This is a genomic window from Paenibacillus polymyxa M1, assembly GCF_000237325.1.
GTDB lineage: Bacteria > Bacillota > Bacilli > Paenibacillales > Paenibacillaceae > Paenibacillus > Paenibacillus polymyxa_C.
The window spans coordinates 2,240,726-2,256,294 of record NC_017542.1 but is presented as its reverse complement, the minus strand read 5'-3'; the positions used below and the strand labels follow the sequence as shown (position 1 = coordinate 2,256,294).

Annotated in this window: 15 protein-coding genes; all 15 read right to left on the bottom strand. The window is 44.2% G+C overall.

Features of this window, described 5'->3' with window-relative positions:
- Positions 1 to 62 precede the first annotated feature (62 nt).
- The gene (gene miaB / locus PPM_RS10285) at positions 63 to 1,616 is read right to left on the bottom strand and encodes a tRNA (N6-isopentenyl adenosine(37)-C2)-methylthiotransferase MiaB (RefSeq protein WP_013370760.1); all 1,554 of its coding nucleotides are present in this window, start codon (positions 1,614 to 1,616) and stop codon (positions 63 to 65) included.
- A 296-nt stretch (positions 1,617 to 1,912) separates the two neighbouring features.
- Positions 1,913 to 2,485, bottom strand: a complete 573-nt coding sequence (pduL, locus tag PPM_RS10280; RefSeq protein ID WP_013370759.1) for a phosphate propanoyltransferase — start codon at positions 2,483 to 2,485, stop codon at positions 1,913 to 1,915.
- Between the two features lie 144 nt (positions 2,486 to 2,629).
- Positions 2,630 to 3,715, bottom strand: coding sequence for a low temperature requirement protein A (locus tag PPM_RS10275; protein WP_013370757.1), 1,086 nt, complete (start codon positions 3,713 to 3,715; stop codon positions 2,630 to 2,632).
- Positions 3,716 to 3,903: 188 nt separating this feature from the next.
- Entirely contained in the window at positions 3,904 to 4,971 is a 1,068-nt protein-coding gene (locus PPM_RS10270) for a dipeptidase (RefSeq protein WP_013370756.1), read from the bottom strand.
- A gap of 118 nt (positions 4,972 to 5,089) precedes the next feature.
- Complete coding sequence (locus PPM_RS10265) at positions 5,090 to 5,350, bottom strand: stage V sporulation protein S (protein WP_007430104.1); 261 nt, start codon at positions 5,348 to 5,350, stop codon at positions 5,090 to 5,092.
- Positions 5,351 to 5,479: 129 nt separating this feature from the next.
- Positions 5,480 to 6,274, bottom strand: coding sequence for a TIGR00282 family metallophosphoesterase (locus PPM_RS10260; RefSeq protein ID WP_043885929.1), 795 nt, complete (start codon positions 6,272 to 6,274; stop codon positions 5,480 to 5,482).
- A gap of 76 nt (positions 6,275 to 6,350) precedes the next feature.
- Positions 6,351 to 7,895, bottom strand: a complete 1,545-nt coding sequence (gene rny / locus PPM_RS10255) for a ribonuclease Y (protein ID WP_013309958.1) — start codon at positions 7,893 to 7,895, stop codon at positions 6,351 to 6,353.
- Positions 7,896 to 8,256: 361 nt separating this feature from the next.
- The gene (locus PPM_RS10250) at positions 8,257 to 9,006 is read right to left on the bottom strand and encodes a regulatory protein RecX (protein WP_013370754.1); all 750 of its coding nucleotides are present in this window, start codon (positions 9,004 to 9,006) and stop codon (positions 8,257 to 8,259) included.
- Positions 9,007 to 9,218: 212 nt separating this feature from the next.
- The gene (gene recA / locus PPM_RS10245) at positions 9,219 to 10,280 is read right to left on the bottom strand and encodes a recombinase RecA (RefSeq protein ID WP_025679773.1); all 1,062 of its coding nucleotides are present in this window, start codon (positions 10,278 to 10,280) and stop codon (positions 9,219 to 9,221) included.
- A 227-nt stretch (positions 10,281 to 10,507) separates the two neighbouring features.
- On the bottom strand, positions 10,508 to 11,776 hold the full coding sequence (locus PPM_RS10240) for a competence/damage-inducible protein A (RefSeq protein ID WP_013370752.1): 1,269 nt from the start codon (positions 11,774 to 11,776) through the stop codon (positions 10,508 to 10,510).
- A gap of 93 nt (positions 11,777 to 11,869) precedes the next feature.
- Positions 11,870 to 12,457, bottom strand: a complete 588-nt coding sequence (pgsA, locus tag PPM_RS10235) for a CDP-diacylglycerol--glycerol-3-phosphate 3-phosphatidyltransferase (RefSeq protein WP_013370751.1) — start codon at positions 12,455 to 12,457, stop codon at positions 11,870 to 11,872.
- A gap of 208 nt (positions 12,458 to 12,665) precedes the next feature.
- Positions 12,666 to 13,157, bottom strand: a complete 492-nt coding sequence (locus tag PPM_RS10230) for a YajQ family cyclic di-GMP-binding protein (RefSeq protein ID WP_013370750.1) — start codon at positions 13,155 to 13,157, stop codon at positions 12,666 to 12,668.
- Between the two features lie 144 nt (positions 13,158 to 13,301).
- The gene (locus PPM_RS29605) at positions 13,302 to 13,466 is read right to left on the bottom strand and encodes a hypothetical protein (RefSeq protein WP_013370749.1); all 165 of its coding nucleotides are present in this window, start codon (positions 13,464 to 13,466) and stop codon (positions 13,302 to 13,304) included.
- Positions 13,467 to 13,550: 84 nt separating this feature from the next.
- Positions 13,551 to 14,645 carry a helix-turn-helix domain-containing protein gene (locus tag PPM_RS10225; RefSeq protein ID WP_013370748.1) on the bottom strand — a complete coding sequence of 365 codons (1,095 nt, stop codon included), beginning with the start codon at positions 14,643 to 14,645 and terminating at the stop codon, positions 13,551 to 13,553.
- A gap of 30 nt (positions 14,646 to 14,675) precedes the next feature.
- Positions 14,676 to 15,449: a DUF3388 domain-containing protein gene (locus tag PPM_RS10220; protein WP_013370747.1), complete on the bottom strand. Its 774-nt coding sequence runs from the start codon at positions 15,447 to 15,449 to the stop codon at positions 14,676 to 14,678.
- Positions 15,450 to 15,569 lie beyond the last annotated feature (120 nt).

The window sequence follows — 15,569 nt, the reverse complement described above, 5'->3', positions numbered from 1 at the left end:
CTTAGATGGTCTTACATGCAGCCCTTTAATCAGACCGCATGCAGGCCGCTAGACTATTCTTTTTATCCGTTAACCGCTACTGGCGTTTGAACCAAGTCACCTTTAATGTAGAAGGTCATAGGCTCTGTAATTTTTACTTGGACAAAGGAACCAATCAGGTCCTTAGAACCTTCAAAATGAACCAGCTTATTGGAACGAGTCCGACCAGCAAGCACTTTGCTGTCATTTTTACTCTCGCCTTCCACCAGCACTTCAACCACCTCACCACGCAATCGACTATTAAAGCGTAGGCTGTTTTGATTCACAGCAATGTTCAGACGCCGGAGACGCTCTTTTTTGACCGACATAGGCACATTATCTTCCATCGAAGCCGCTGGCGTGCCTTCACGTGGTGAATAAATAAATGTGTAGGCAAAGTCATAGCCCACTTCACGCACCAGAGATAGTGTATCTTCGAACTGTTCGTCTGTTTCACCCGGGAAACCTACGATAATATCTGTTGTCAGAGAAACATGCGGAACAGCCGCTTTTATCTTCGCTGCCAGCTCCAAAACACGCTCACGAGTATATTTTCGGTTCATTTTCTTCAATATATCCGTATTACCGGATTGTACAGGCAGATGAATATGCTCCACCAGATTGCCGCCCTTACCAAGCACTTCAACCAAATGGTCGTCAAAATCACGCGGATGTGAGGTCGTAAAACGTACACGCGGAATATTGATTTTGCGCATATCATCCATCAGATCCCCGAATCTGTAATTCATATCTTTTAAATCCTTGCCATAGGCATTGACATTCTGACCCAGCAGGGTAATCTCTTTAAATCCTTGACGGGCCAAATCCCGTACCTCAGCAATAACATCCTCTGGCCGACGACTTCTTTCCTTACCACGTGTGAAAGGAACGATGCAATAAGTGCAAAACTTATCACAGCCATACATGATGTTTACCCAAGCCCGCATACCCTCACGCTTCTTCGGCAGGTTTTCGATAATGTCGCCCTCCTTGGACCACACTTCAACCACCATTTCTTTGCTAAAGAGGGCTTCCTTGACAAGCTGAGGCAAACGATGAATATTATGGGTACCAAAGATCATATCAACAAAACCGTGTTTTTGCATAATCCGGTTCACAACATTCTCTTCCTGCGACATGCAGCCACACACACCGAGCAGCAGTCCCGGCTTTTCTGTTTTGAGATGCTTGAGGTGACCCAGCTCACCAAACACTTTATCTTCTGCATTTTCACGGATAGCGCAAGTGTTCAGTAAAATGATATCTGCTTCCTTCCGATCCTCGGTTGCCTGGTAGCCCATTTGCTCCAGCAAGCCTTTGATGGTTTCAGAATCATGCTCATTCATCTGGCAACCGAATGTATATACGATATAATGCTTGCCCTCACCGATATGTTTTAGCTCGTCCGGGACTGCGTTATCATACAATACCTGTACGTCCTCTTTACCACGCTGCTTTTCTTTCCTATGGTTTGGCTCCGCCATAATGTTGATTTCACGTCCGCGAATGCGAATCTTTTTGCTATGCTCATCTTCAGAAATAATCTTCGCATCCGAGAAATCAAAATATTGGGAGTAATCTTTTGTTTCCTTAGCCATTCGCTGGTCACTCCTTACACCATCTATTTCACGAGCTAACTTGTGATTTTGCTGTATCTTTAGGCATTGTTATTTTATTTAAGCTCCAAAAACCTTTAAAAAAGGCATTACACTAAATTATAGCATGATTTATAGGTCATAGCCATAGATCATCCCGGGATACCAATCGGATGCCATGTGATGTGCTGAGGTTTTTATGTATATAGGTAAATATTTGTTTATTCTAGTGCATATAAAAATAGCCCAACTCTTTTGCAAGAGTCGGACTTTTACACCTTCCAGATCAAATACGTATATTAGTCAACGATTTCAGCGTTGTCACCGTTTTTCACACCGGCTCCGTTCGCTTCATCCGTGTCAATATGCATATCCAACGCAAAAGAATCGGACACACGTGCAATAACATTTTCAAATACAAGGCCACGTTCGCCACCAACACGTACTTTCAGCAGCTGCTTGTCTTTAATGTCCCACTTAGCTGCATCAGATGTATGGAAATGAATATGACGGGCTGCTACAATAACGCCCTCTTGCAGTTCCACTTCACCAGCTGGTCCTTTTACTGTAATTCCTGGTGTACCATCAATGCTACCGGATTCGCGTACAGGTGCCTTTACACCAATAGCAAAGGAATCTGTGCGAGAGATTTCCAGTTGAGAAGCGGGACGAGCAGGTCCCAAAATGCGAACCTTATCAAATTGGCCCTTAGGACCAATTACAGCTACCGTTTCATTTGCAGCAAATTGTCCTGGTTGGGACAAAGGTTTAAATTCAGTCAATTGATAGCCTGCTCCGAACAAAATTTCAATATGCTCTTGAGTCAGGTGAATATGACGGGCGGAAACGCCGACAGGTACGATTTTAGTCATCGTGTGGTCACTCCTTTTTCTCTATACAATACTTTACACATCTATGCTATTATACTCCTATTTCGACAAGAAAGAAAAGGATAGCACATAAAGTTCCCTTTTTCGCCCTAACCAGCCATACATATCGTCCCTATAAAACTTGGATCAAACCGTCATTTTAGCAAACAGAAGAAAGAAAAGCATGATCGCAGCTACGATGAGATGAGGAACTACAATAAATATATTCAGAATAAACAGGACACAGAGAATTCCAGTTAAGAAAAGAATGACTCTGAGACGAGGTTTAAGGTGACTTAATCTGTACTGATGGAATACCAGCAAGACTGACAAAAAATAAATAAAAACAGAAGCAAAAGTAAAGCAAAGTACAAAAGTATAGGCTGCTTGCCCCAAAAATAAGAGCTGTATGGAAGCCGCAAGCATGCTAAGAGAAAGATAAATAAACAAATGACCATAAATAATAGTCTGTCCTGCTGTTTGTTTTGATTTGTCTACGCGCTTCTCTATATTCTCAAAATATTGCCACCAGATTGCAATGACCAGCACAAATGTCAAAGCAGCAAATACAATGGAGGAGACTGTGAAATGATCGGATTGTAAAACAGAAAGTATACTTATCACTGATTCTCCAAGCAGGATTAAAGTAAACTGTGCAAATCGCTCCAAAAGATGCTCTGTATGGATAGGTGTGATCACCAGCTTTTTACGACCGATCAAAGGAACGAGGATATCCACCGCAATGCCAGTATATAAAATCAAATATCGAACCCACGAGTCGAAGAAAAGGGAGCAGCTAGAGATGACTATCCCAACCCAAAGATAGGTTCCAAAAAAACGAGCTGTTTCCTGTTTATGAGCTGTTTCTTTGGGGGCCGTAAGTAGATATTGAACGACAGTCAAACCTCTTAAACCAATATAGCCAACAAAAAAAGATGCATAGTACGCATCAAAATCTACATTCAAGCTGGCAGTCATGATTAATACAAAAAATAATTGCAAAATCATAAAAATTCGATGCGTTATACTGTCTTGACCAAAACGATTGTTATAGACAGTTTGCCCCACCCATGCCCACCAGATCGGAATAAAAATCAAAATAAACTTCTCTAAATTATGCCAACCAGCACTGCCATGCTCAACATGTAGTAAAACATGAGTCGCCTTGGACACAGCTGCTACAAACAATAAATCATAAAAGAGTTCAAGCCAGGTAACCTTTTTTATCAACATGATGTGACGGAGCTCCCCTCTAGTATGGCGGTATAGCATGGTGCTGTCAGGCTCGCTCCTACGTATGTCCAATTTCGGAAAGCGTTATTTTAGCCCCATGCAATCCTCGGATGCTCCAATTATTTCGTAATCGTTCTCGCTTTGTCAAGAAAATGCTCAACCGAAAACAACTGCTATATTAAGCTATTTTAAGAAGACATTTTAGATGGCAGATTCGTTCGCAAATAGTCCAGTGCATGTTCTCCCAGCCATCCCTTGACCAGCTCCTCAGAGTAATGCTTCAGCAGTAGTTCTGCAAAAGCCGGATATTTCCCCGCGTGCTCCAGTCCTCGCACATGGGCCTCGATACCATCAAAATCAGAGCCAAACATCAAATGTCTTTCGCCACCTAATGAACAAATGTGATCAATGTGCGGTAGCAGGTCCTCAGCGTGCACTGTACCCTGCTCTTTCAGAAACATCGTGACAAAGGTCAATCCAATTCGTCCGTTACGGGCGATCAGTGCCCGAATCTGTTCATCTCGCAAGTTGCGGGGATGAGCACATTTCGCAAAGGCGTTCGAATGCGAGGCGATGGGCGGTAAGGCCGCCTCCTCCATCACCTCCCAAAAGCCTTGTACGGACAAGTGTGATACATCTAGCAGCAGTCCCATACTATTACAGCGATCAACCAAATCACGTCCCTTGCGGGTCAAGCCACCTCCTCTAAGCTCCATAATACCGTCAGCAGCCCAATTTGCATAATTCCACGTCAGCCCGATCAATCGTATTCCCATGGCATAGCATACATCCGCATAAAACGGATTTCCTTCCAGCGCATCTACCCCTTCGAGTGAGAGTAACGCCCAAGGTGGCTCTGTACGATTCGTCCCACTCTCATACCCATTCGTCATCTTCCCTGCTTGCTTCTCTACGCCTGTATGCTGTACTTGCTCCACTTGACGTACAGCGGACATATTTTTGAGTGCTGCCAAGTCCTCTCTCCACAGTAGAGGTTTTAACCCGCCTGAGCTAGAGGTAACATGCTGCCTGAACAGTTCAATTTGACGAACCACATGCTCAAATCTTGGCGTGCCCAATACCTGTGATATATAAATAGCGAACGTTTGCAATCTTACGTTGCCTTCTAGCAAACGCTCTTTTGTGACATCAAGCGATGAATGACTGAAATCCACCTGCGAATCGAGCTGCATTTTACATAACACATCACAGTGCAGGTCAACAACTGGCCAATTCGCTTCAAACTTATCATTCATGCACCATACCTCCATTGGATTAAAGCCCACAAATTTATTTTGAAAACCATAATAACTAAACCACAAAGCAAAAAAGCCCGTTTACAAAACGTAAACAGGCTCAGACAACTTCCATTTATTATCTTGGTTCTACAATCAATTTGATTGCAGTCCGATCTTCTCCGTCAATAACAATGTCTGTAAAAGCAGGAATACAAATCAAATCCACTCCGCTTGGTGCGACAAATCCCCGGGCAATGGCTACCGCTTTAATGGCTTGGTTTAGTGCACCCGCTCCAATCGCCTGTAATTCTGCATTTCCGCGTTCACGCAGTACTCCTGCGAGTGCGCCTGCAACTGAATTGGGATTGGATTTTGCTGATACTTTTAATACATCCATAGTAAGTACCTCCCCTGGGAATGATGATGGTTTGATTCCACTATTAGATGTTATTCGAGGGTCAGCAAAAAATTCCTGCTTTTTGGTGACAGTTTTCCTTATTCTTTCCTTAAGTAGCTCACAACAAAGTTAATCCATCCGCCATTCGTCTTCTTTAAGCCTGATTTTCTCAATTTTGCGGGCTTTTCCATCGTGATCATTGAGCTCTACACTGATGGCATGAAAGTGCCATTTACCCATGTCCACTTGAAAGCGTACCGGAAGCTGGGTCTGAAATTTCTGTAATACAGCCTCTTTCTGCATACCAAGCACGCCCTCATAAGGACCTACCATTCCCGCATCTGTCTGATACGCAGTTCCTTGTGGCAAAATCGTATCGTCATTACTTTGTACGTGTGTATGTGTCCCTACCACGATGGATGCACGTCCATCCAGATGCCAACCCATAGCAATTTTTTCGGAGGTGGCTTCAGCGTGAAAGTCTACTAGAATATGTTTATGCTTTTTGCGGAGCTCGTCTACAATGTCATCCGCTGCACGAAATGGACAGTCAATAGCCGGCAAGAAGGTTCTACCTTGCAGATTAACAATGGCTAGTTCCTTCCCCCCACCTTTTACCACAGTATAACCCCGGCCTGGTGTACCTGGTGGAAAGTTAGCGGGACGGATGATCCGCGGCTCATCATCTATAAAATCAAATATTTCCTTATTGTCCCATGTATGATTCCCCATCGTAATCCCATGAACGCCCCAATCAAAAAATTCTCTGGCGATGGCTTGAGTAATCCCTCTTCCCGAAGCTGCATTTTCTCCGTTCACGATAATAACATGCGGGTTGTATTTTGATTTTAGCAAAGGGAGATTCTCCCTCAGTGCCTTTCTACCTACACTGCCGACGATGTCTCCAATAAATAATACGTTGATAGAAAACCCTCCCTAGTCTGCCTTACATAATGAAAAGTGGCCCTACAAGCAGCGGCCACTTTTCATTGAAATGCTTTTATTTTGCGTATTCTACCGCACGAGTCTCGCGAATAACGGTAACCTTAATATGTCCTGGATAATCCAGTTCATTCTCAATCGTTTTCGTAATATCGCGAGCCAGTCGGAATGCTTCCGCATCATCAATTTTCTCTGGCTGTACCATGACACGAACCTCACGTCCAGCTTGAATTGCGTATGATTTTTCAACGCCTTCAAAAGATTCGGAGATGCGTTCGAGCTTCTCAAGACGACGGATGTACGTCTCTAGCGTTTCACGCCGTGCTCCTGGTCTTGCTGCTGACAGGGCATCTGCCGCTCCAACCAGCATGGCGATCACTGAAGTCGCTTCGCAGTCGCCGTGATGTGAAGCAATGCTGTTGATAACGACCGGGTGTTCCTTGTACTTCTTCGCCAGCTCCACGCCAATTTCAACGTGTGATCCTTCCACTTCGTGATCCAGCGCCTTCCCGATGTCATGCAGCAAGCCTGCTCGTCTTGCCAGTACAACGTCCTCGCCCAGTTCCCCGGCCATCAGACCTGTCAAGTATGCAACTTCCATCGAGTGCTTCAATACGTTCTGTCCATAACTCGTACGGAACTTGAGACGTCCCAAGATCTTGATTAAATCCGGATGCAAGCTATGCACACCCACTTCAAAGGTGGCCTGTTCACCATACTCACGGATTCGTTCGTCCACCTCTTTACGGGATTTTTCCACCATCTCTTCAATACGAGCCGGATGTATCCGTCCGTCCGCTACGAGCTTCTCGAGTGCAGTACGCGCAATCTCTCTACGAATCGGATCAAATCCGGACAATATAACAGCTTCCGGCGTATCATCAATAATGAGGTCGATTCCTGTAAGGGTTTCAAGTGCACGGATATTGCGGCCTTCGCGTCCGATAATCCGGCCTTTCATTTCTTCATTCGGCAATGTCACAACAGAAACCGTCGTTTCTGCTACATGATCTGCCGCACAGCGTTGGATGGCCAGTGTGATGATTTCACGAGACTTTTTATCCGCTTCTTCTTTGGCCTGCTGTTCAATTTCCTTAATCATCTGAGCTGTTTCATGACGAACTTCCTGCTCTACGTTGGTCAGAATAATACTTCTTGCATCCTCCATCGTAAGATTAGAAATACGCTCCAACTCAGTTACCTGGCTCTTGTAAATCAAATCAATTTGCTGCTGGGTTTCATCGATTCGTTTCTCTTTGTTGGCCACTTGTTCTTCTTTGCGTTCCAGCGATTCCAATTTTTTATCCAGCGATTCTTCTTTTTGCAGCAATCTTCGTTCCTGTCGTTGAATTTCATTACGACGTTCACGAGTTTCTTTTTCAGCTTCGGCACGGATGCGGTGAATTTCATCTTTCGCTTCCAATACCGTTTCCTTCTTCAGCGCTTCTGCCTCTTTTTTCGCGTTCTCCACGATTTGCGCGGCAGCCTCTTCCGCACTGGAGATCTTAGCTTCTGCAATAGATTTGCGAATAAAATAACCAATCCCGAACCCAAAGAATAACGCGGCTACAGCAACGAGAACGAACCAGATCGCAGTCATCATACTGTTCACCTCCCCGTTGGTTCCTCCAAGGCATTCCTTGGGACTTTTTGAAATTGTCACATTTACTTTGATCGTCAAACTAAGATAACGACACAAGGTCGCTTCATTTCATATGCACATGCTTTCACACGTACAATTCCGCCTGGCATAGCGGCATCACTTGTTATTTGGCGATGAGAACTTTACTGTGGATTCCGCTTTTTTGGAAGGAAAAAGGGCACTCCACAAATATCGTTTCATATATATTTTATTATTTGACAAATGGCATTGTCAAGGGAATGCAAACATTAGTAGACTACCATGCAGCTGTCCATATAATAACCGGCTTATCTAGCCAAAGGTTCAGCTACCGTTTTGCAACTTATTCCTCCCAATGCAGTAATTCTTCGTCTTCGAATGCTCCGTCTTGCTCGGCCGCACTGAGATGATTGACCACACGGCGTGTCATATCCCCTGAATAGCCGCGTCTCATAAGAAACGGGAATGTTTTCCTTTTTTTATCCATTATATCACCACGTACCTGATTCCATTTCTTACGTCCAACCGACAAGGCACTCTCCCACTCCTCATTGTCGGTGATCTCACCTAATGCTTCCCCGATAGAAGCTTTAGAGATGCCCTTCTGACGAAGTTCTTGCCTGATCCACATCTTACCCTTACGTTGGCTTGTTATACGCTGTCTTGCCCACTGACGCGCGTATAAATCATCATCTACAAGCTTCTCCCTTTGCAATCGTACCAGTATCTCATCAATAACAGCCTGATCCACTTCCTTTTGCGCTAAACGCTGGGCAATTTCCTGACGTGTACGAGGCTTTTGCCCCAAATAGCGCAGCGCATGTACATAAGCCTGTTGTTTTTCATCTGCCAGAACGATATCTTCTAGTTCTTTTTTGACGAATGACGTTCCTTTGAACATGTTGTACTTGATCATTACATCTTCCAATACAGACAGTGAGTATGGACCAAAATGAATGATGTATCTTCCACGCTTGCGTCCCTGTCCCTGCTCCACTCTAGTAATCATCAATTCCTCATGATCTGGAAAAAGAGAAATCCCTTGCTGTTTATTTTCTTCCGAAGTGAATTCATCTTTATCGTCCAACTGCAATATGTTTTCCCTCACTTTGAAATTCACGAAAGCAGCCTACGATCACCTGCTACGTAAAAGTTAGATTCTGCTGACAAAGCAGACTTTATTTGATGCAAAAATACCCTGCACAACTGTGCAGGGCATCAGAATCATGCTATTTAAACGGACTGTACCATAATCCCTAGGCTACAGTTCACATGACAGATCAGAAGCGAAGTTTCGGGCAAGCTTTATTCAAGCTCCAGCAATTCCTGTTCTTCCTTGGCCTCCTGCGCCAACTCTTCTTCTGTCGGTGGAGCAATTGTTGTAATCAAATTACTGGCCACCCGGATTTTTTGCTCGATCGTACTAGCAATGTTCGGATTTTCCTTCAAAAATTGCTTTGCATTCTCACGTCCCTGACCAAGGCGCTCGCCTTCGTAGGAATACCATGCTCCGCTCTTGTCGACAATGTCGTGCTCCGTACCGATATCGATCAAGCTTCCTTCTTTGGAAATGCCCTCACCGTACATAATATCCACTTCAGCCTGACGGAAAGGAGGTGCGACTTTATTCTTCACGACTTTAATACGTGTACGGTTACCCACGATGTCGTTACCCATTTTCAAGCTTTCGATACGACGAACATCCAAACGTACCGTAGAGTAAAACTTCAAGGCACGTCCACCCGGTGTAGTTTCAGGGTTACCGAACATAACACCTACTTTTTCACGGAGCTGGTTGATAAAGATAGCAATGGTTTTCGATTTATTAATGGCTCCAGACAGCTTACGCAATGCCTGTGACATCAAGCGCGCTTGAAGACCGACATGGGAATCTCCCATTTCGCCTTCAATCTCTGCCTTCGGTACAAGTGCCGCTACAGAGTCAACGACGATAATGTCCACTGCCCCACTACGCACAAGAGCTTCGGCAATCTCCAATGCCTGCTCACCTGTATCTGGTTGCGATAGTAACAACTCATCAATATTGACACCCAGCTTGCTCGCATACGACGGATCAAGTGCATGCTCGGCATCGATAAAGGCGGCTTGTCCGCCTGTTTTTTGCACCTCTGCGATAGCATGAAGAGCTACTGTCGTTTTACCGGATGATTCCGGTCCATATACTTCAATAATCCGGCCTCTTGGAAAGCCGCCCGTTCCTAACGCAATATCCAAAGCAATCGAACCACTGGGGATTGTTTCCACTTGCATGTGGGTAGACTCACCCAACTTCATGATGGAACCTTTACCAAATTGCTTTTCTATTTGACGGAGCGCCATATCCAGCGCAGCACGACGATCTGACAATAAACTCACATCCTTCATTGTTTGTACTTTAATAATACCTTGTTTTGACACGCTTGCCAAGCATTTTTTCGAACATACATTCGTTTTTTTTATTTCCCGCAGCTCTCTTCTATAGTTATACCTTTCTCTTAAAACGAAAAAAGAACCGCTGGCAAAAAGCTTTGCAACGGTTCTTCCGAATAAAAAGATTATATCATGAATATCTATCTAAAACAACTCATCGATAATTAAGAGAGTTTCTCGTTCTCTACCAATCGGCGCCACAATCTGTACAGGATAGCTTTGACGGATCGCAAACGGATGGTCTCACGGTTACCGCTTAAATTCAGCTCATATACTTCTGTTTCCTTGTCGCGCTCAGCAATACCAATATACACCAGGCCGACTGGCTTCCGCTCGGAATATCCGGGCCCAGCTACACCAGTAACAGAAAGTCCGAAATCGCTGTCCATAATCATCCTTGCCTGCTCTGCAAGCACAAGGGCTACTTCCTTACTCACTGCGCCTGGCGCATGATCCCCTTCCAAATAATCATAAGGCACATTGAGCAATTTCATCTTCATTTCATTGGAATAACACACGATGCCACCTTGAAACATAACAGCACTGCCAGGTATAGAAGTGATGTGTTCCATCAGCATACCGCCTGTACAGCTTTCCGCTGCGCTCACAGTAAGTCCGCGCTTGGCCATTAAATCTACAATCACCTTCTCCAGCGTAACATCCTCACTTGCATACATATATTCGGAAAGACGCTGCTGAATTTGTACTTCCGTAGCCGTCAGCTTAATTAAAGCTTCACTCTCACTGGCCGCCTTGGTGGATATACGGATCGTGACTTCCCCTTCCTTGGCATAAGGAGCAATCGTGGGGTCCGTCTGGGATTCGATCAGATCTAACAAGCGCGTTTCAAGAGCTGACTCACCGATCCCTGCGAATTTTAGCATTTTCGAATAAATCGGCATCTCCTCACCGCTTAATGCCTGCTGAAGCAACCATGGTTTAGCATGATTTGCAAACATAGGTTTAAGTTCCTTAGGTGGTCCGGGCAAAACCACATAAAATTTACCGTCCTGTGCAATGGCATCCCCTATAGCTAAACCCGTCTCATTTTCAAGCGGAGTGGCTCCTTCAATAGAAAGCGCCTGGCGGCGGTTATTCTCGGTCATTTCTACCCCACGGTTACGGAAAAACTGATCCAGCTTGTCCATGGCAAGACGATCTATCTGCAATTTTCGCCCCAGTACAACCGCTATCGCATCTTTTGTCAAATCGTCCTGAGTTGGCCCCAGCCCACCAGAAAACAAAATAATATCCGCACGCTTCTGAGCAAGACGTACCGCTTCCTGAAGTCGATCCATGTTATCGCCAACTACAGTCTGAAAATATACATCAATTCCGATAGTAGCTAGCTCTTGCGACAAATATTGGGCATTTGTATTTACTATTTGTCCAAGTAATAACTCTGTTCCTACTGCAATGATTTCAGCTTTCATCAATTCGTCCTCCTATGATGCGTATAATGTGAATTATGTAAAGAAACAGCAATAAGTTAAGTCCCTATTGCTGTTTCCATAAGATTTATCCTGTTAAACTTTAGAGGAGCTCAGCAAATGGATATTCTTTACAAAGTAATCAATACCCGAATAAATGGTGATTAACACAGCTGCCCATATCGCTATTAAATCAAACGGAATACCCAGAAAAACAAACGGGAAATTATTAATGAGCAGTGCTACAATAGCAATGATCTGGATGATCGTCTTTAATTTCCCCCAATTGCTTGCAGCAACCACAGAGCCATCCAATAAGGCGATCTGTCTCAGACCCGTAACCGCAAACTCACGACTGACAATCACAACGACAACCCAAGAATCAATTTTTCCCATTTCCACCAAAGAAACCAAAATAGCAGTTACCAACAGCTTATCAGCAAGGGGGTCCAACAGCTTGCCCAAATTGGTGACCATATTATTTTTACGAGCCAAATATCCGTCAAGGCCATCTGTGCTGGCTGCTACAAGGAAAATGATAGCCGCAATCAGCTGATTATACGGCAGCGTGAATGCACCGATCTCAATCGGTGGCGGATAAAAATCAAAATCCACCAGCAAAGCCAGCATCATCACCGGGATAAGGCAAATCCGCGTTATTGTAATTCTGTTGGGTAAATTCACAACACACTCTCCCCTGATTATCGTACTTGATTACAAATGGCAGCTTTCGGATTGAATTCAATCCTATGTAAATCGCTTTCGACGAGCGTTATACACCTCAATGTCTGCATTTTCGTTACAAGTATAATATGGCGCAAAACGCATGTCAAAATAACCTGCTGCACATCAAGCAACGTTTAGTCCTACAAAATCTATGAGAGAAAACGGCTTATTTCATGTTTGTAAATTGAAGCTCCAACGGCAGATCGGCTTTCCGCAGCAATTGAATAATGGCTTGTAAATCATCCCTATTTTTTCCAGTCACTCGAATTTGATCACCTTGAATCTGACTTTTCACTTTAAGCTTGGAATCCCGAATAAGGATATTAATTTTTTTGGCGTTATCCTGATCAATTCCCTGCTTAAGAGAAAGACGCTGACGCACTGAACCTAAAGAAGCTGGTTCCAATTTTCCAAATTCCACGTTTTTAAGGGATAGACCTCGTTTGACCATTTTAGATTGCAAAATATCAATCACCGCATTCAACTTGTATTCATCTTCCGATGCAATCGTAAGAGCATCTTTCTCAAGCTTGAGGCTACTTTTGCTCCCCTTGAAATCAAATCTCGTTTCAATTTCACGCTCCGTCTGATGAACCGCATTTGTTAACTCCTGCATATCCATTTTGGAGACGATATCAAATGAATTTTCTGAAGCCATCGTTTCACTTTCCTTTCCACAACAAAGTTCAATATCTAATTATAGGCTAGTCATTTACAAAAATCCAATAATCCGTTCACTAAAAAGGCGTTCTTGCCAGTCCCCCGACAAAAACGCCTTTATTACAATTGCAGTTTAACATTTCTAATAGTGACTTCGTGTTGGATTTCTAAACATATCCAAAATTCCAAGCACAATGTGAGCAAGACCAAAGCCTAATATGCCATAGCCCCATGCATTCGGTGTTAGATAATAGCCCAGTAAACTGACAATAATCCCGAGCCCAGTCACAATCCAGCTGACGGTCATAACGTATACACCTCACTTTGCGGAAAATGAACTGACTGACTTTCCAAGAATTACAGTCATTAGTATTTCACCGCAACAAGGCGTTTATTCACCATCAGTAGTTGTACTAGAATCTGTCCCACTTTGTGTAGTATCCGTACTACCATTTGTCGTCGTATCCGTTGAACCCGTCACCCCACTACTCGCTCCAGTGGAAGAAGCTTCCCCTTGCTGTATCAACACGCGAGTCGTCGATTTATTATCGGTTATCGGTTGGCCGGCGACGGAAATATCCGTGGCAGAAGACCGTCCTGATTTGATATATAAGCCTTCTGGACCGATATCAAAAGACATGGCATCTCCACTTTTAGTCATACCATAGCTCAGCTTTTCTCCACGGGAATTTTGTCCCTTGTACACCTCAAGCCAGCTTTCGCCCGTTGCCTTAATATCAACCTTGACCGTGGCCCCCGTTGCACTGGAGACTTTGAAGATCGTCGTCTTGCCTTGCTTACCATCCTGAGCCACAGTTACTCCCTGCGCTGGCGTAGTCGTATCCGGCTGCTGACCAGTATTTGGAGTCGTCGCATCTGTAGTTCCCGTACCACCTGGCTGGGTTTCCCCGGTTTTTCCCGTATCAGGGGTCTGCCCGCCAGCACCATTTGGTGCCGTTGTCTGACCATTATTCGGTGTCGTAGTTGTATTTGGAGTAGACGTGTTTGGTGTCGTACTTGGCGTTGTGTTAGGTGTTGTACTTGGTGTACTTGGTGTTGTAATCGGCGTTGTGTTTTCTGCTGTTTTTGGAGTGGAATGGTTGTTACTCACCCAATAAGCATAAATAACCCCAACAATGAGAACTAGAAAAAGCCACATTAACGCTGTAGGCAACCATTTAAGATTGCCAATCGTCGCGGGACGGCTGGAGCGTTTCTGTGTAACAGGCTCCATGACCGCTTCCGGTTCAGGTTCAGGCACATTACTTTGGTGCCCTTCCAGAAGCTCATCGGGATTCAACCCGACCGTTTCGGCGTATGTTTTAATAAAAGCTCTGACATAAAAGCTTCCCGGCAGCACTTTGTAATCGCCCGTCTCAATGGCTTCCAGATAACGTTTGCGTATCTTCGTCATTTCCTGAACATCGTCAAGGCTCAATCCTTTTTGCAGCCGGGCCTCCTTTAATTGCTGACCCAGTTCTGACATGTCATCATCTCCTTGTGTAATTACACTTATTTAAAGATCTTCTGTATAACTGGCTGTAAAGGTATCATAAATAATTTCCTCAGCCGGATTATTGCGAAGTTCAATAATGATATTGAAATCGTCAAAGCTGTATCCCGATTCACGCACAAATACATCAGGATGCTCAATCACTTTGGTACTTGGCATGCTCATAATTTCCTGAAGCAGGTGATAATGTCTTTCATTTGATCGAATTGTACTCACAATGCCGTCAATAATAAACACATTGTTGGGATTCATTTCTTCCTCAGAAAGCTGACTGCGTACCGTCTGTCGTAATAACGTCGACGACACAAAAGTCCATCGCTTCATTGCACATACGCTACTGGCAATAATGGACTCCGTTTTACCCACACGCGGCATCCCGCGAAGACCAATTACCTGATTGCCATCCCTCTTTAATACTTCACCCAAAAAATCGACCAACAACCCAAGCTCATCGCGTGTAAAGCGGAAAGTTTTACGATCATCTGAATCCCGATCAATGTAACGGCCATGTCTAACTGCCAATATATCGACCAGTCTCGGAGCACGTAAGGCCGTGACTGTAATGTTGCTGGCTTTTTTTAACGTATCTCCGAGAATGCGTATTTTCTCGTCATCGTCTGTTTCGAGAAGCATCCCCCGTCTTTCGCCTTCAACACCGTTAATCGTCAGTATATTAACCCCCAGAATACCAAGCATGGAAGCAATGTCCCCCAGCAGTCCGGGTCGATTTTTATGTATCTTGTATTCCATGTACCACTGTTTCGTCTCTTCCGTCACGTTAGCACCTCATTCACATTCAAACCGTCAACAATGCCAAATCAAAGCATAATTGTATCATAAGATAGCATCATTCGACAAAACCAATTATTGAAATTTAATAGGCTATATTGTGTTGTA

Excerpts from the sequence above, each read along its gene's own strand:
- miaB (WP_013370760.1), bottom strand. The coding sequence starts at position 1,616 with ATGGCTAAGGAAACAAAAGATTACTCCCAATATTTTGATTTCTCGGAT.
- pduL (WP_013370759.1), bottom strand. The coding sequence starts at position 2,485 with ATGACTAAAATCGTACCTGTCGGCGTTTCCGCCCGTCATATTCACCTG.
- PPM_RS10275 (WP_013370757.1), bottom strand. The coding sequence starts at position 3,715 with ATGTTGATAAAAAAGGTTACCTGGCTTGAACTCTTTTATGATTTATTG.
- PPM_RS10270 (WP_013370756.1), bottom strand. The coding sequence starts at position 4,971 with ATGAATGATAAGTTTGAAGCGAATTGGCCAGTTGTTGACCTGCACTGT.
- PPM_RS10265 (WP_007430104.1), bottom strand. The coding sequence starts at position 5,350 with ATGGATGTATTAAAAGTATCAGCAAAATCCAATCCCAATTCAGTTGCA.
- rny (WP_013309958.1), bottom strand. The coding sequence starts at position 7,895 with ATGATGACTGCGATCTGGTTCGTTCTCGTTGCTGTAGCCGCGTTATTC.
- PPM_RS10240 (WP_013370752.1), bottom strand. The coding sequence starts at position 11,776 with ATGAAAGCTGAAATCATTGCAGTAGGAACAGAGTTATTACTTGGACAA.
- PPM_RS10230 (WP_013370750.1), bottom strand. The coding sequence starts at position 13,157 with ATGGCTTCAGAAAATTCATTTGATATCGTCTCCAAAATGGATATGCAG.
- PPM_RS29605 (WP_013370749.1), bottom strand. The coding sequence starts at position 13,466 with ATGACCGTCAGCTGGATTGTGACTGGGCTCGGGATTATTGTCAGTTTA.
- PPM_RS10225 (WP_013370748.1), bottom strand. The coding sequence starts at position 14,645 with ATGTCAGAACTGGGTCAGCAATTAAAGGAGGCCCGGCTGCAAAAAGGA.